The sequence below is a fragment of the Mariniflexile sp. HNIBRBA6329 genome (assembly GCF_043558645.1).
Lineage (GTDB): Bacteria > Bacteroidota > Bacteroidia > Flavobacteriales > Flavobacteriaceae > Mariniflexile.
In genome coordinates this window covers 248,190-264,788 of sequence record NZ_JBIFXS010000001.1, presented here as the reverse complement: position 1 = coordinate 264,788, position 16,599 = coordinate 248,190, and the positions used below count along the sequence as shown (strand labels likewise).

The following is a 16,599-nucleotide window of genomic DNA, read 5'->3' as shown; positions in this document are numbered from 1 at the left end:
TTTTATGAAATAAGATTTTATTTGAACGTTAAATTGTTCTTAAAGTTACTTTTTTATGAGGTTAGTCAATTTAAAAAAAAAGTGATTATATATTAGTACCTTTACTTTTTACTAAATAATTCGTAAATATTCAATATATATGAGTGCAATTTCTGCAAATTTCGGAATTGAAAAAGCATTAAACCTATTAGGTGTTAAAGATATAAATGAAGGAACTTCAACGGGTTCCAATAATTTTTCATCAGGCGATTTTTTAGAATCCTATTCACCGGTTGATGGTCAATTAATTGGAAAAGTAGCCACCACTACAAAAGAAGATTATGAAAAAGTAATGGATGCAGCTACCAAGGCTTTTAAAGCTTGGAGGTTGATGCCTGCTCCTCAACGTGGAGAAATTGTGCGTCAGTTTGGTGATAAACTCCGAGAAAAAAAGGAAGCTTTAGGAAAACTGGTTTCTTATGAAATGGGGAAATCGTACCAAGAAGGATTGGGAGAGGTTCAAGAAATGATAGATATTTGCGATTTTTCCGTTGGTTTATCGCGCCAGCTTCATGGGTTGACTATGCATTCAGAGCGTCCAGGACACCGCATGTACGAGCAATACCATCCATTGGGTGTTGTTGGTATTATTTCAGCATTTAATTTTCCAGTAGCTGTTTGGGCGTGGAATACCGCATTGGCTTGGGTTTGTGGCGATGTTACCGTTTGGAAACCCAGCGAAAAAACACCACTTTGTGGGATCGCTTGCCAAAACATAGCTGCCGAGGTTTTTAAAGCAAATAACTTGCCCGAAGGTATTTCGTGCTTAATAAATGGCGATTATCAAGTAGGTGAATTTATGACGAAAGACACCCGAATTCCATTAATTTCAGCAACAGGTTCTACCAGAATGGGTAAAATGGTGGCGCAAGCTGTTGCAGGTCGTTTAGGTAAAAGTCTATTAGAATTAGGCGGAAACAATGCCATAATTGTAACGCCCGATGCCGATATAAAAATGACGGTTATAGGTGCTGTTTTTGGTGCTGTTGGTACGTGCGGACAACGTTGTACTTCAACTCGCAGGTTAATTATTCATGAGTCTATTTATGATAAGGTGAAAACGGCAGTTACCGATGCGTACAAACAACTTCGAATAGGTAATCCTCTGGATGAAAAAAACCATGTGGGACCATTGATTGATACAGATGCTGTAAATATGTATCAAAATGCCTTAACAAAAGTGGTTGAAGAAGGCGGAACTGTTATTGTTGAAGGGGGCGTATTGAGTGGAACAGGTTACGAAAGTGGCTGTTACGTAAAACCAGCCATTGCCGAAGCGAAACCCGAATTTAAAATTGTGCAGCAAGAAACCTTTGCGCCAGTTCTATATTTGTTAAAATATACGGGTGACGTTGAAAATGCCATTGAAATTCAGAACAATGTTGCTCAAGGATTGTCTTCGGCTATTATGACCAACAATTTACGTGAAGCAGAGCGTTTTCTATCGGTTTCTGGCTCCGATTGTGGTATTGCCAACGTGAATATAGGAACTTCAGGGGCTGAAATTGGTGGTGCTTTTGGAGGTGAAAAGGAAACAGGTGGCGGTCGTGAATCTGGTAGTGATGCTTGGAAAGTATATATGCGTCGTCAAACAAATACTATTAACTACACAACAGAATTACCTTTGGCACAAGGTATTAAGTTTGATTTGTAGTTGAAACAGCAATACAGAGGAGAATAAATCCGATTTTATATAATATTCTTAGTAATTAAACCTTTATAAACTATTCAAGTCTAAAGGGTTATATAAATTTATTTGTTTTCTTATGAAAGTCAATCATATACAACATCTATATTGGCGCGCGGGTTTTGGTATTTTACCAAATCAATTGCAAGCTTTAGCTAAAAAGAAAAAGGAAGAAGTTCTTGATAATCTTTTCGAAAACTCGAAAAAAGTAACACCTTTAAAAATAGATACTGCTGAAATAGATAGTATCTTAAGTGGAGAAACCAAAATATCTTCAGAAAATCAAAAAACGCTTCAACAATTAAGTCGCGAAAAAACGATAGATCTAAATGTAGCTTGGGTAAACCGACTCATCAATCCCTCAGAACTTTTACGAGAAAAAATGACATTGTTTTGGGCAAATGTTTTTGTTTGCGAAGATAATAACGTGGTGTACATTCAGCAGTTTAACAATATGTTACGCCAACATGCTTTGGGCAATTTTAAAGATTTTGTAAACGCCGTTTCAAAAGAAGCTGCCATGACAAAGTATTTAAATACGAAGCAAAACAAAAAGCAAAAACCCAACGAAAATTTTGCGCGCGAACTTATGGAATTGTTCACTTTAGGTGAAGGCCATTATACCGAAAATGATATTAAAGAAAGCGCTAAAGCTTTTACGGGTTATAGCCATAACTTTAATGGAGATTTTGTTTTTAGGCGCTATACCCATGATGCTTCCAACAAAATATTTTTTGGAAGAACAGGCAATTTTAATGGAGAGGATATCATCAACATTATTTTAGAACAAAAGCAATGTGCTAAATTTATTTGCGAAAAAATATACCGCTATTTTGTAAATGATGTTTTAAACGAAGCATATATAAAACAAATGGCTGATGTATTTTATAAAGATTATAATATTGAAACGTTGATGCGTTTTGTGTTTAGTTCCAATTGGTTTTACAACCCTGAAAATATTGGAACAAAAATAAAATCGCCCATAGAGTTTTTAGTGGGGTTGAATGTATTGGTTCCTGTGCAATTCAACAATCCAAGACAACTTTTATACATTCAAAAGCAATTAGGTCAAACCTTATTGGACCCGCCTAATGTAGCAGGTTGGAAAGGCGGAAAAAGCTGGATAGATAGCAACACCATTGTGCTGCGTTTAAAATTACCATCCATTCTTTTAAACGATGCCTATATTTCTAAAACTGAATTGGGCGAATCTGACGATATGATGTCGATAAAAAAATCAGCATTCAAGAATACCTACGGAAGAAAATTCAAAATACAGCATGATTGGGAAACCTTCAATAAAAATTTCAAAGCGGTAGATGTAAAAGACTTGCAAGATTATATTTTGTTAAGCGAATTAAACCCTGAAGCAAGTAGTTATTTAAACTCATTAAAGAAGGTGTCTAAAAAAGAGTATGGTATACAACTTATGTCGTTGCCAGAATACCAAATGTGTTAATTATGGACAGAAGAAAATTTTTAAAACAGTCGTCTTTAGCTAGTAGCTTATTTTTCGTGCCTAGTTTTGTAAAAGCTTTTGAGCAAGTTGCAAGCAGCAGTTTGGGGTATAAACGTTTGGTCATTATTCAATTATCTGGCGGAAACGATGGGTTAAATACGGTCATTCCTTTTAGAAACGATTTGTATTATAAAGAACGCCCCACTTTAGGGATTCCAAAAAACGAGGTTATAAATCTAAATGATGAATTGGGGTTGCATAGTAGTTTAACGCCTTTAAAAAGATTATACGATAATGGCTATTTATCCATCATCAACAACGTAGGATATCCAAATCCGGTGCGTTCACATTTCAGGTCGATGGATATTTGGCAAACAGCAACCGATTCCAACAAATTTTCGCAAACAGGTTGGTTAGGACGTTATTTAGATAATTATGGCAAACAGCCATATAATGTTGTTGAGGTAGACGACACATTATCATTAGCTTTAAAAGGCGAAAACATAAATGGCATTGCCACACAAGATGCTGAAAGTTTGTTTAATCTTTCGCGAGATCCTTATTTTAAAAACCTAGGGAAACACCAAAACGATGCCCATTTAAGCGAACATAATTTGGGATACTTGTATAAAACCATGATTGAAGCACAGTCATCTGCAAAATATATTTACGAAACCAGTAAAACGGTTACTTCAAAAAAAGAGTATCCAAATAACAAATTTGGAAACCAACTTAAAACAACGGCGCAGTTTATCAACTCTGGTCTGGAAACCAAAGTGTTTTACACATCGTTAAGCGGATTTGATACGCATGTAAATCAGTTAAATACCCAAAAAAGACTTTTAAACATTTATGCCAAATCTGTTGAGGCTTTTGTTGAAGATTTAAAAGCAAACAACACGTTTAAAGATACCTTGTTGCTAACGTTTTCGGAATTTGGACGTCGTGTAAATCAAAATGCGAGTGTTGGAACCGACCATGGAACAGCAAACAATGTGTTTGTAATTGGCGATGATTTGAAAAAGCAAGGCGTTTATAACAACATGGCGAGTTTAAGTGATTTAGACGATAACGGCGATTTAAAATTTGAAATAGATTTTAGAACTATTTATGCTACGGTATTAAACAAATGGTTGGAAGTAGATGATAACAAAATTCTAAAAAGGTCGTTTAACCAGATGAATTTTATCTAATAAAAAACCTTGCCTCAATGCCGAAACTATATCGGGAGAAACAAGGTTTATATCTTTGAAAAGATTAATAGCATAACAAATATAAGTTTTATTTCGTGAGAAAAAAAGCACCAAAGTTAATTTACGGTTAAGTTATTGTAAAATCCGATTAACTGTATTTTACCTTTCTTAAAACACGCATAGACTCCTTGTAAAGGTGGTATAACTCATCACTATAAGCTCTTAAATAGGGTTTTGCTTCATTAAGTTTATCAATAGCTTCATGAAATAAATTTAAGTAACAAATTAAGTAGGTAACAGGTAAGTTTTTTAAATCTGTTTCTTCATTTTTCGTAAAAGGAAGTCCTTTTTTTAGCTTTTCTAATAGGGCATTTGTGGTATTATAAATGTGATGCAATACTTTTTTATCGTATTGTGGTGGTTCAAACAAAAGCTTGGTTTCAATATTATAATTCGCATTGTTTTCAAAACTGATAACCGTTTCTTCTAACTGATAATATTTGTTAGAATTTTGAAAACCCAAATTCACATATTCAATAATTTTAAACGAATCTTCATCAATAAAAATGGCGACTTCATCTAAAGCCGAAAAAAATAAGCGTACTTGTTCGTTTATCAATTCAATATCAACTCTTGAAAAGAAAGTTTCATTTTTAATTGTTTTTTTTTGTCCAGCCCAACAAACCACAAAATATTCTTTAAAAACTTTGTATTGCGGGTTGTAGTCTTTCCTTTTTTTTAAAAAATCGAAAACCCCATTTAAGGTGTGTTCTATGTTATTTTGTGAGTTGTTTTCAATAGACTCTACAATTTTGGAATTAACATCTTTAATTTCAATATCAAATACTTTAGGCATGCTCATGCTGCCATCTCTAAAAAACACCGAGCCACCGTAATATTTCCAAATGTTCTTTCTTAAAGAAGTTAGTTTTCCAGTAGGTCGAATGGTTACTAAACCCACTACTTTATGGTCTGGTAAGTGCGGGAACGGAATGTTTTCGTATTGAACAATAGGAGGATTTGTTAAATAAGCATTGATGAGGTTTTGTATTTTGCTATCATCAAAAAAATCGACGCCAACAATATCATTGTCACTATCTTCAACACCAATAACTATGTACGAGTTGTTTTTAGGATTACTGTTTGAAAGTGCACAAATATGTTTTAAAAACTTTCCTTTTCCTTCTTTAAAACTAATATCAATTTTACGCTTTTTGTCGTAAAAGCTATTTTCATCGTTATGCGATAATAGGTTTTTTATAAGTAGGCGTTTGTTGATCATCTCTTGTCATTCCCGCATAGGCGGGAATTTTTTAGTTTAAAATTCTTTATTTATTGTAACACTATTTGCCTGAGCCGTTGGAAAAATTAGTGTATCGGCAATGTTTACATGGGCAGGACGTGATACAACGAAATAGATAACTTCAGCAACATCTTCAGCTTGCAGTGCTTTAAAACCTTTGTAAACGGTATCGGCAATTTTATCACCCTTAAAACGCACTTGCGAAAATTCGGTTTCAACCAATCCTGGACTTATAGCACCTACTTTTATACCATAAGGATTCAAATCCATACGCATTCCTTCTGTAATAGCTAACACTGCATGTTTGCTTCCACAATATACATTGCCTTTTGGATACACTTCTTTTCCTGCCGATGAACCAATATTAATAATATGTCCCGATTTACGTTTGGTCATTTGCGGTATAATGGCTTTGCTTACATATAGCAAACCTTTTACGTTTATATCCATCATGGCATCCCAATCATCAATACTACCCTCGTTTATCGGGTCTAAACCATGGGCGTTTCCAGCATTGTTTATTAAAATATCTATCTGTTTAAAGTTTTCGGGTAACGATTCAATGGCTTTAAAAGTTTCGGTTTTATCTCTAACATCAAAATTTAAGATGTGAACATTAGTGAGCTTACTGAGTGCTTCTTGTATCGTGTGTAGTCGCTCTAACCGTCTTCCACATAAAACTAAATTTATGCCTTGTTTTGCAAATTCGTAAGCTGTGGCATGTCCTATGCCACTTGTAGCACCCGTTATTAAGGCTGTTTTTGCCATACGTTATTTTATTTATTACTAGCCATTACAGGTTGTATATGTTTTTTTGTAATTCGTATATAAAAATACTTAAAACATACTTAATATTTTATTTTTACATTTTAATTGTATTTTATAATTGATTATCAATGCTTTATGGGTTTTTAAATTAAAATTTTAGAAAATTTAAACCAAAACTGTATAAACGGACGTATATAACTTGTAATATAAATTCAAAAAAACATCATAATTATGAAAACTTTAAAAAAATTAAAACTCTTATTTTCTTTATTAGTATTAGCGTTAGTGTTCTCTTGTACAGATTCAGATTCTAATAGTATTGACAAATCGAATCCAACCATATCAGTAAGACTTGTGGATGCACCTGGCGATTATAAAGCCGTTAATGTTGAGATTGTTGATGTAATGGTAAAAATGGATGACGATTCAGACTCTGATAGTGGATGGATATCTCTAAATGCAGAAGGTGGAACGGTTAATTTATTAGATTTTACAGGAGGATTTAGTAAAGTTTTGGTAGATCGTTTTCCAATACCTGCTGGTACATTAAGCCAAATGCGTTTGGTATTGGGCGATGGAAATACCATTGTTATAGAAGGTGAAACAGGTGATGCTGAATACGAGCTTAAAACACCAAGTGCGCAACAATCTGGTTTGAAGGTGAAAATAAACACGGTTTTAGAAGAAGGATTTACTTATGATTTTGTTTTAGATTTTGATGTGCAAAAATCGATCGTTATGGCTGGAAATTCTAGTAATATTATATTAAAACCAGTACTTTACGCCAGTGCAGAAGTTAGTTCGGGTATTATTCAAGGCACGGTAAGCCCAACAGATGTGCCATCTATGGCCTCTGTTTTAGTAGATGATAAAGGGACGCCTGAAACTGATGATGATTTTATTATTTCAGCAAATACAGATGAGAATGGTGCTTTTGCATTATGGGGAGTTCCTGCAGGAACTTATGAAGTTATGGTTACGCCTTTAGATGAGGCTTCTGATTATGCAGGAGGAAGTGCTACAGGTGTAGTGGTTACAAATGGTGAGATAACAACTATTGCAAATCCTATAGAATTACAATTAAAGCCAGGTTCTATTAGTGGTGATGTAACAAATGATATTGTAGTAACCGTAACCATTAAAGTAAGTGGCACCGAAGATGTTGTAGCAACAATGGATTCTAATGCAAGTGGGGAATTCCTATTTGAGAACGTACCAGTAGGAACCTATACGGTAACTATTGCTGCTGCTGGATTTGTTTCACAAAATATTGAGGCGGTTGTAGTGGCAGATTCAGAAACAGCATTAACCGCAGTTACGCTGGTAGCAGAATAAAATTTTAATTTTTTTTTGTAAAAGAGCATCACCAAAAGTGATGCTCTTTTTATTTTAACCTAGTATTAACGCTGTGTCCCAATTATTTTAACCAATATTTAACAGCGTTCAAAGAAAAATTTTAACAATTTGCACTGCTCAAATAAGCTTAGTATATTCGGGCGTTAAAAAAAATATAAATGATGGAAGAAACAGGTACTATTGATATTAAGACAATTAACGAAAAAATTGAAAAGGAAAGTGCTTTTGTTGATTTACTGATGCTAGAGATGAACAAAGTCATAGTAGGGCAAAAGCATATGGTTGAACGTTTGCTTATTGGTTTGCTAGGGCAAGGACATATTTTGCTTGAAGGTGTTCCCGGATTGGCAAAAACCTTGGCCATTAATACCTTGGCACAGGCGGTTCATGGTAGTTTTAGCAGAATACAGTTTACCCCCGATTTATTACCTGCCGATGTAACAGGTACTTTAATTTATAACATGAAGGTTAACGACTTCTCCATCAAGAAGGGACCTATTTTTGCTAACTTCGTATTGGCAGATGAGATTAACCGTGCACCTGCAAAAGTGCAATCGGCATTACTTGAGGCGATGCAGGAAAAACAAGTAACCATTGGAGATGAAACCTTTAAGTTAGATAAACCATTTCTAGTAATGGCAACCCAAAATCCTGTGGAGCAAGAAGGAACTTATCCATTACCAGAAGCGCAAGTAGACCGTTTCATGCTTAAAACAGTGATAGACTACCCAAAAATTGCTGAAGAGCAACTGATTATGCGCGCTAACATGAAAGGTACTTGGGATAAAGTAAACCCCGTAGTTTCCGTAGAACAAATTTTAAAAGCGCAGGTAGCAGTTCGTGATGTGTACATGGACGAGAAAATTGAAAAATACATTCTTGATATTATTTTCGCTACGCGTTACCCAGAAAAATATAAACTTGCCGATTTAAAACCACTTATTTCGTTTGGAGCATCACCTCGTGGAAGTATCAATTTAGCTACTGCAGCAAAATGTTATGCTTTTATTAAACGTCGTGGTTATGTAATTCCTGAAGATGTACGTGCCGTAGTTTATGATGTGTTAAGACACAGAATTGGCATTACATACGAAGCTGAAGCTGAGAATGTAACGTCGGTAGACATCATCAACAAAATAGTAAACGAAATAGAAGTACCTTAAAATTGACAATTGATAATTGACAATTGATTATTAAGTGAAAATTAATCAATAAAAAATATTCAATAGACAATTGAAAAATGGATACTAAAGAATTACTAAAAAAAGTACGGAAAATAGAGATTAAGACACGCCGTTTGTCCGATCATATTTTTGGAGGGGAATACCATTCCACCTTTAAAGGACGTGGTATGACTTTTAGCGAAGTTCGCCAGTACCAATTTGGTGATGATGTTAGAAATATCGATTGGAACGTTACAGCACGTTACAATGAACCTTTTGTAAAAGTTTTTGAAGAGGAACGCGAACTTACCATGATGCTTATGGTAGATGTTTCGGGCTCTGAAATGTTTGGTACCGATACCCAATTTAAAAATGAAGTGGTTACTGAAATTGCCGCTACTTTGGCGTTTTCGGCAACCCAGAATAATGATAAAATAGGGTTGATATTATTTTCAGATAAAGTGGAGCTTTACATCCCGCCAAAAAAAGGACGCTCCCACGTATTGCGCATCATTAGAGAATTGATTGAGTTTGAACCAGAAAGCAAACAAACCAATTTAGCCGAAGCTTTAAAATTCATGCAAAACGTTATGAAAAAGAAAGCCATCGTGTTTGTACTATCTGATTTTATTGCGGATGATTACAAACAAACCATGAAAATTGTTTCTGGAAAACACGATGTAACAGGTATTCGAGTATACGATAAACGTGAAGAAGACATACCAAATTTGGGTGTGGTTCAAATGCAAGATGAAGAATCGGGGGAGTATATGTTGGTTAACACATCATCAAAAAAAGTGCGTTTAAATTACGCTAAATTCTACCAAGAAAAAGTAGATTATTACAGAGAGAGTTTTACAAAATCGGGAGCAGGGACCATCGATTGCCGTGTGGACGAGAGTTATGTAAAAAAAATGTTGGGGTATTTTAAAAGAAGAGGATAAACAAATTATGAATTACGAATTACGAATTACGAATATGAAAGCCATGGTCAACAGGCATCTCTCATTGGTCTTTTTTTCTTTCTTCTTGATTCTATCGTCTGGTGTCTTAAACGCACAGGTAAAATCGTCAATCGATTCCACAAAAATCAAAATAGGACAACAAATTACCTATAAAATTGAAGTGGAAAGCAAACCAAATAGCTTGGTAGTTTTCCCCGAAGGGCAAACATTTTCGCCTTTAGAAATGCTTGAATCGTACGCCATTGATACCATCAAAAAGAACGATACTTACAACCTGATAAAAAAGTATGGATTAACCCAATTCGATTCAGGTAAATACACCATTCCAAGGCAAAAAATAATTGTTGGCGATAAAACATTTTTTACCGATTCTTTAAAAGTTGAGGTTAATAATGTGGTTGTTGATACTACAAAACAAGGACTTTACGATATAAAACCCATCATTGAGGTTGATAAAAAGGGCAGCGATTGGTGGAAATATTTATTGTTGACGCTTTTAATAGTTGGCGTTATCGGGTTTTTAATGTATTGGTTAATTTGGCGAAAAAAACCATTAACCGAAGCAGAACAAATAGCCTTATTACCTCCTTACGACAGAGCAAAATTAGCCTTAAGAAAGCTTGATGAAAGTCATTATTTGGAAACCGAATCTATAAAAGAATATTATTCGGAGCTTACCTTCATTATTAGAAAATATCTAGATGAAAAAGTCTATGATAAGGCTTTGGAAAGTACCACGGATGAGTTGATTACCCGACTTAACATCCTTAAAGAAAGCAACCAAATAGAGCTAAGTAAAGAAGATATTAGAAACTTAGAAAGCATCTTAAAACGTGCCGATTTGGTAAAATTCGCAAAATCTGCGGTTGATGTAGAACTTGCCAAAATAGATAGAAAAACCATTGATATTGAAATAGACCATGTAAAAGAAGCACTTCCAGAACCCACCGAGGAAGAAAAACTTTTGGATGAAAAATATCGCGAGGAGTTAGAGCGCAAAAAGAAACGTAAAAAAGTTATTGTTACCGTTGTAATTGGTGTGTTTCTATTAATGGCAACATTTGTTGGTTTTGGTTTAAAATATGGTTTCAACTATGTAAAAGATACCATTATTGGGCACGATAGCGTAGAACTTTTAGAAGGCGAATGGGTAACCAGCGAATACGGTTTTCCACCAGTTACCATTTCAACACCTAAAGTGCTAACACGTGTAGAGCTTCCGTTGCCCGATGAAATGAAAGCCCAAGTAACACAAACGGCCTTTATGTACGGAACCTTGTTAGATATGTTCAGTGTTATGGTTACTACAACCTCCTATAAAAATTTAGGTGAAAATAAAATTGATTTAGAAAAAGTATCAGAGCAAAGTCTGAAAGGCATTGAAGCTCAAGGTGCGCAAGATATTGTGGTTTTAAGAGATAAGTTTATAACACCAAATGGCGCAGAAGGGTTGAAAACCTATGGTACATTAAAAGTTAAAAACCCAATAACCCAGAAAGTTCAAGAAGGAAATTATGTGTTGTTGCAGTTTACATCAGAAAATGTGTTGCAGCAAATTATTTTATCCTATCCTTTGGATGATGAGTATGCAGACCAAATGATAGCGCGTATTTTAAATTCAGTTGAACTTAAAAAAGCAGAAGAATAATGTTTGAAGGCATCGATTTTTTAAATAAACAATGGTTTTGGGCACTTCTAATTTTGCCTTTGGCTATTGTGTGGTATATTTTTAAGCACAAAAAACAAACGGCCGAACTTAGAATATCTAGCATAAAAGGGTTTAAACTTACCAATTCGGTATTGCCAAAATTAAAACACGGTTTGTTTATACTGCGTTTATTGGCTTTGGCATTACTAATTACAGCATTGGCACGACCACAAACGGTAGATGTGTCTTCAAGAACCAAAACAACAAGAGGTATTGATATCGTAATGGCTATTGATGTTTCGGCGAGTATGTTGGCTAAAGATTTATCTCCAAACCGATTGGAAGCCTTAAAAAACGTTGCGGCAGAATTTATTAAAGGCAGACCAAACGACAGAATAGGTTTGGTGGAATACGCAGGTGAAAGCTATACAAGAACACCTGTTACCAGCGATAAATCGATTGTATTGCGTTCCTTAAAAGACATCAAATACAACACTATTATAGAAGGCGGAACGGCTATTGGTATGGGGTTGGCAACAGCAGTAAACCGTTTAAAAGACAGTAAAGCGAAAAGTAAAGTTATAATTTTATTGACTGATGGGGTAAACAACACAGGTTTTATAGACCCAAAAATTGCTAGTGAATTGGCTGTTGAATATGGCATTAAAACCTACACCATTGGTTTAGGAACAAACGGAATGGCCTTATCGCCCGTAGCTTTAGATCCAAGAAATGGGCAATTTCAATACGCACGCGTCCCCGTTGAAATTGATGAAGCCTTACTTAAAGATATAGCAAAAGTTACAGGTGGTTTATATTTTAGAGCCACCAACAACAAAAAGCTTGAGGAAATATATAACGAAATAAATAAACTTGAAAAAACAGATGTTGAAGAGTTTAAATATTACAATTACGAAGAAAAATACCGTCCTTTGGTATTGTTAGCGGGCTTATTTTTATTAATTGAGTTTTTACTTAGAAACACGCTTTTTAGAAGTTTTGTATAGAAACTGAAATGTCAGGTCGAGCGCAGTCGAGACCTACTTTTATTAAAAATTTTGTGAATTTGTATTTATAAAATAAACAAATCCACAAAAAACAAATAAACAATTTGAACTCTTGGAATTTGGAGTTTAAAATATTGGAATTTAGAAATTTATGTATCAATTAGACGAAAAAATATGGTTTTGGGCATTAGGAGTTATTCCAGTAATCATCCTATTCTTTTTGGTGCTTCAATTTTGGAAACACCGTGCCCAACGCAAATTTGCCGACAAAACATTGCTTAAAAAATTAAGCCCCAATACGTCGTTGTTCAAATCGGTTTTAAAGTTAGTGGTGCTTAGTTTGGCATTTGCCTGTTTAGCAATAGCCTTGGTAAACCCAAAAATTGGCACGAAATTGGAAACCATAAAGCGTGAAGGTGTTGATATTGTGTTTGCTGTCGATGTATCAAAAAGTATGTTGGCCGAAGATATTGCCCCAAACAGGTTAGACAAAGCAAAACAATTGGTAACTCAAATTCTCAACAATTTGGCTAGCGACCGTGTAGGGATCATCGCTTATGCTGCTAAAGCATTTCCGCAGTTGCCCATTACAACCGATTATGGTTCGGCAAAAATGTTCCTTCAAAGCATGAATACCGATATGTTATCATCACAAGGAACCGCCATAAACGAAGCTATTAAATTAGCCACCACTTATTTTGATGATGAAGAGCAAACCAATCGTATTCTCATAATCATTTCAGATGGTGAAGATCATAGCGAGGAAGCGGCGGCAGTAGCCGAAGAAGCCAAGGAAGCAGGTATTAGAATTTTTACAATTGGTGTTGGCGATGTAAAGGGAGGTCCCATCCCAGAAAAACAAAATGGGATCGTATTGAATTACAAAAAAGATAGCCAAGGCGAAACGGTTATTACCCGTTTGGATGAAGAAACCCTTAAAACTATTGCAGCCGAAGCCAATGGCGTATATTTGAATGGAAGAAATACAAACGATGTAGTTAAAAAAATAGGTGATATTTTAAACGGAATGGATAAGAAAGAATTTGAAACGAAGGAATATGCCGATTTTAAAGACCAATTTCAGTGGTTTTTAGCTTTTGCTGTTCTCTTTTTGTTGCTCGATATTTTCTTATTGGACCGTAAAACTGCTTGGTTGAAAAAATTGAATTTATTTAACGAAAACCTGTAAACATAATGAAGAATTACGAATTATGAATTACGATTTTTACATAGGAGTGTTTCGTAAATCAAAAAGCGTAAATAATTCAAACGTATTTTATAAAACCTTTAACTAGAAGCAGTTGTTAGGTTTTATATATTTATAAGTTGATTAAAGAATGATAAAATGAAGCATATAATTTTAATTTTAATAACATTAACCGCAACCTTTTCCTTTTCGCAAGAGAAAGACAAGGAAGCTTTATTGGCGGCTAAAAAAGCAAATAATTATGTGTATGAGGCCAATAATTTAATTAATGAAAAGGATTTTGTTTCAGCTGAAAAGGAATATAGAAAGGCCATTTCAGAGCAAGCTACAAGCGTTGCGGGTATTTATAATTTGGGGAGTTCTTACATAAAAAAAGGAAATTTAGAAGAAGCATTGTACCGATTGGATCAAGCGGCTAAAATAGCAACTTCAAAAGAAGAAAAACATAAAGCTTACCACAACATAGGCAATGTGCTTATGGAAAACAAAAAATGCCAAGAAGCGGTTGAAGCTTACAAAAATGCTTTGAGAAACGATCCAACCGATGAAGAAACGCGTTACAATTTGGGTTTAGCTAAAATATGTGCTGAACAACAAAAAGACAATCAAGACGATAAGAAAGACGACAAGGACAATAAAGATAAAAAGGATCAGGACAAGAAGGAAGGCGACGATAAAAAAGAGCAAGACCAAAAAGATCAAGGCGATCAAGACCAAAAAGAGGGTGATGATAAAAAAGATGATAAAGGAAAGCCTAAAGATGAAAAGGATGATAAAGGAAAAGGAGATGAGAAACAACAGCCCCAGCAACCACGTCCAGGGCAAATGTCGCCTCAACAGGTTAAAAGTCTGCTAGAAGCCATGAACAATCAAGAACAAAAAGTTCAAGAAAAAGTAAATGCCGAAAAGCAAAAAGGAATAAAAGTAAAAACAGAAAAAGATTGGTAAAACGAATTACGAATTATGAATTACGAATTTTGATTTATACATCTTCAAAATCGTAAATCGTACTTCCAAAATCGTAAATCATTATGAAACTTATAAAACACACATACCTACTACTAATTTTACTTGTTACAAGTATAGCTTCAGCGCAAGTTAAGTTTGATGCCAAAGTAAGCAAACAAAAACTTGGGGTAAATGAGCGTTTACGTATCGATTTTGAAATGAATCAAGATGGCGATAATTTCAATCCGCCCGATTTTTCCAATTTCAACGTCGTTGGTGGCCCCAATCAATCGGTTAGCAATTCATGGATCAATGGGGTTAGAAGTTTCAAAAAAACCTATAGCTATTTTTTAGCTCCTAAAAGCCGCGGAAATTTCACCATTGCACAAGCAACTATTAATATTGGGGGCGAAACGTATAAAACAGTGCCTATTAACATTGAAGTTACGGCAGCTGTAGAAGTGCCTAAAGACCCCAATAATCCAGATTATATAGCTTCAGAAGGTATTCATTTAATTGCTGAAATTTCAAAAACCAATCCCTACTTAAATGAAGCCATTACGGTAGTTTACAAATTGTACGTATCTCCAAACATAGCGGTAGATAACTGGAATGAAATGGATAGCCCACGCTATAACGATTTTTGGAGCCAAAATATAGATACGCAAGGTCAAAAAGTACAAAACGGAACTTTTAAAGGGGAAGATTACCGCTTTTTGGTTTTAAAGAAAGTGGTTTTGTATCCTCAAAAAACCGGAAAGCTTGAAATAGAGCCTTTGAGTTTAGACATTGCTTTACGCGTGCCAACCAATAGACGCGATATTTTTGGAAGCGTTTTAATGACGCGTACCAACAAAGTGGTTTCGGCGGGCAATAATACCATTACCGTAAAACCATTGCCAGAACAAGGGAAACCTTTAGATTTTTCTGGAGCCGTAGGTAATTTTACTTTTGATGTAATACCTTCAAAAAAGGAATTAAGCGCATCCGAATCGTTGCAATTAAAAGTAGCTGTTAAAGGAAGCGGGAACTTAAAACTTTTTAAACTCCCTAAAGTAACGCTACCAAGTTCATTGGAAGTTTATGAACCCGAACATAAAGAAGAAGTTAATACAACCTTAGCGGGCATGCAAGGCGGTATTTCCGATAGTTATACCATTGTACCCCAATTTAAAGGCAAGTATCCCATACCAAGTATTTCCTTTTCGTATTTCGATTTAAAAACCGAAACCTATAAACGATTATCTTCTGAGGAAATTGTTTTAGATGTGTTGGACGGTCCTATTAACAATGCGAACGCTAATAATGGAGCGGTAGCTAATAATGGAAAACAACCTGTGGTTTTAAACAAAGACCAGTTTGCATATATTAAAACAAGCACCAATTTTGAAAGTGTACACAGTACCACTTTTTTTAAAACAACCACCTTTTGGAGTTTGTTGCTATTGCCTTTTTTAGCCATTCCGTTAGCGATTGTTATAAGAAACAAAAAGGCAACAAGAGATGCCGATGTGTATGGAAATAAAATAAGAAAAGCCGATAAACTAGCTAGAAAATACTTGAGCAGTGCCAAAAAATCACTTGGTAAAAAAGAAGCCTTTTACATTGCTTTGGAAAAAGCACTGCATAATTATTTAAAGGCGAAATTACATATTGAAACCTACGAATTAAGTAAAGAGCGTATAGATACCTTACTTATTGAAAAGCAAGTAGACGCAGGTGTGGTTAAAGATTTCTTTAGTATTTTGGAAAGCTGCGAGTTAGCACGTTACACCCCCATAGATATTGTAACCATGCAAGAAGATTATGAAAAAGCAGCTAAAACTATTTCATTAATAGATAAACAAGCACGTTAA

Annotated in this window: 13 protein-coding genes; 11 read left to right on the top strand and 2 right to left on the bottom strand. The window is 34.9% G+C overall.

What is annotated here, in order from left to right:
- Positions 1-139: 139 nt before the first annotated feature.
- From ACGK9U_RS01140 to ACGK9U_RS01130, 3 genes are all read left to right on the top strand, one after another.
- Positions 140-1,693, top strand: coding sequence for an aldehyde dehydrogenase family protein (locus ACGK9U_RS01140; RefSeq protein WP_394464517.1), 1,554 nt, complete (start codon positions 140-142; stop codon positions 1,691-1,693).
- A 112-nt stretch (positions 1,694-1,805) separates the two neighbouring features.
- A complete protein-coding gene (locus tag ACGK9U_RS01135) occupies positions 1,806-3,185 on the top strand; it encodes a DUF1800 family protein (protein WP_394464516.1) in 1,380 nt (459 codons plus the stop codon).
- Positions 3,186-3,187: 2 nt separating this feature from the next.
- Positions 3,188-4,378 (top strand): DUF1501 domain-containing protein, encoded by a 1,191-nt coding sequence (locus ACGK9U_RS01130; protein ID WP_394464515.1) that lies wholly within the window; start codon positions 3,188-3,190, stop codon positions 4,376-4,378.
- Between the two features lie 148 nt (positions 4,379-4,526).
- Here the strand turns inward: ACGK9U_RS01130 and ACGK9U_RS01125 are convergent, their stop codons facing one another.
- Together ACGK9U_RS01125 and ACGK9U_RS01120 are read right to left on the bottom strand one after the other, a co-directional pair.
- A complete protein-coding gene (locus tag ACGK9U_RS01125) occupies positions 4,527-5,660 on the bottom strand; it encodes an ATP-binding protein (RefSeq protein WP_394464514.1) in 1,134 nt (377 codons plus the stop codon).
- A gap of 36 nt (positions 5,661-5,696) precedes the next feature.
- A complete protein-coding gene (locus ACGK9U_RS01120) occupies positions 5,697-6,449 on the bottom strand; it encodes an SDR family NAD(P)-dependent oxidoreductase (RefSeq protein WP_394464513.1) in 753 nt (250 codons plus the stop codon).
- Between the two features lie 231 nt (positions 6,450-6,680).
- On the opposite strand from ACGK9U_RS01120, the gene ACGK9U_RS01115 reads away from it, so the two are divergent.
- The 8 genes from ACGK9U_RS01115 (at position 6,681) to ACGK9U_RS01080 (ending at position 16,599) form a co-directional block, all read left to right on the top strand.
- Entirely contained in the window at positions 6,681-7,784 is a 1,104-nt protein-coding gene (locus ACGK9U_RS01115; protein WP_394464512.1) for a DUF4382 domain-containing protein, read from the top strand.
- Positions 7,785-7,966: 182 nt separating this feature from the next.
- Positions 7,967-8,968: an AAA family ATPase gene (locus ACGK9U_RS01110; RefSeq protein ID WP_394464849.1), complete on the top strand. Its 1,002-nt coding sequence runs from the start codon at positions 7,967-7,969 to the stop codon at positions 8,966-8,968.
- A gap of 77 nt (positions 8,969-9,045) precedes the next feature.
- A complete protein-coding gene (locus tag ACGK9U_RS01105) occupies positions 9,046-9,912 on the top strand; it encodes a DUF58 domain-containing protein (RefSeq protein WP_394464511.1) in 867 nt (288 codons plus the stop codon).
- 7 nt (positions 9,913-9,919) lie between these two features.
- A complete protein-coding gene (locus tag ACGK9U_RS01100; RefSeq protein ID WP_394464510.1) occupies positions 9,920-11,581 on the top strand; it encodes a BatD family protein in 1,662 nt (553 codons plus the stop codon).
- A complete protein-coding gene (locus tag ACGK9U_RS01095) occupies positions 11,581-12,588 on the top strand; it encodes a vWA domain-containing protein (protein ID WP_394464509.1) in 1,008 nt (335 codons plus the stop codon). The genes ACGK9U_RS01100 and ACGK9U_RS01095 overlap by 1 nt, the downstream gene beginning before the upstream one ends.
- A gap of 151 nt (positions 12,589-12,739) precedes the next feature.
- Complete coding sequence (locus ACGK9U_RS01090) at positions 12,740-13,777, top strand: VWA domain-containing protein (RefSeq protein WP_394464508.1); 1,038 nt, start codon at positions 12,740-12,742, stop codon at positions 13,775-13,777.
- Between the two features lie 156 nt (positions 13,778-13,933).
- Positions 13,934-14,743: a tetratricopeptide repeat protein gene (locus ACGK9U_RS01085; protein WP_394464507.1), complete on the top strand. Its 810-nt coding sequence runs from the start codon at positions 13,934-13,936 to the stop codon at positions 14,741-14,743.
- A gap of 83 nt (positions 14,744-14,826) precedes the next feature.
- A complete protein-coding gene (locus ACGK9U_RS01080; RefSeq protein WP_394464506.1) occupies positions 14,827-16,599 on the top strand; it encodes a BatD family protein in 1,773 nt (590 codons plus the stop codon).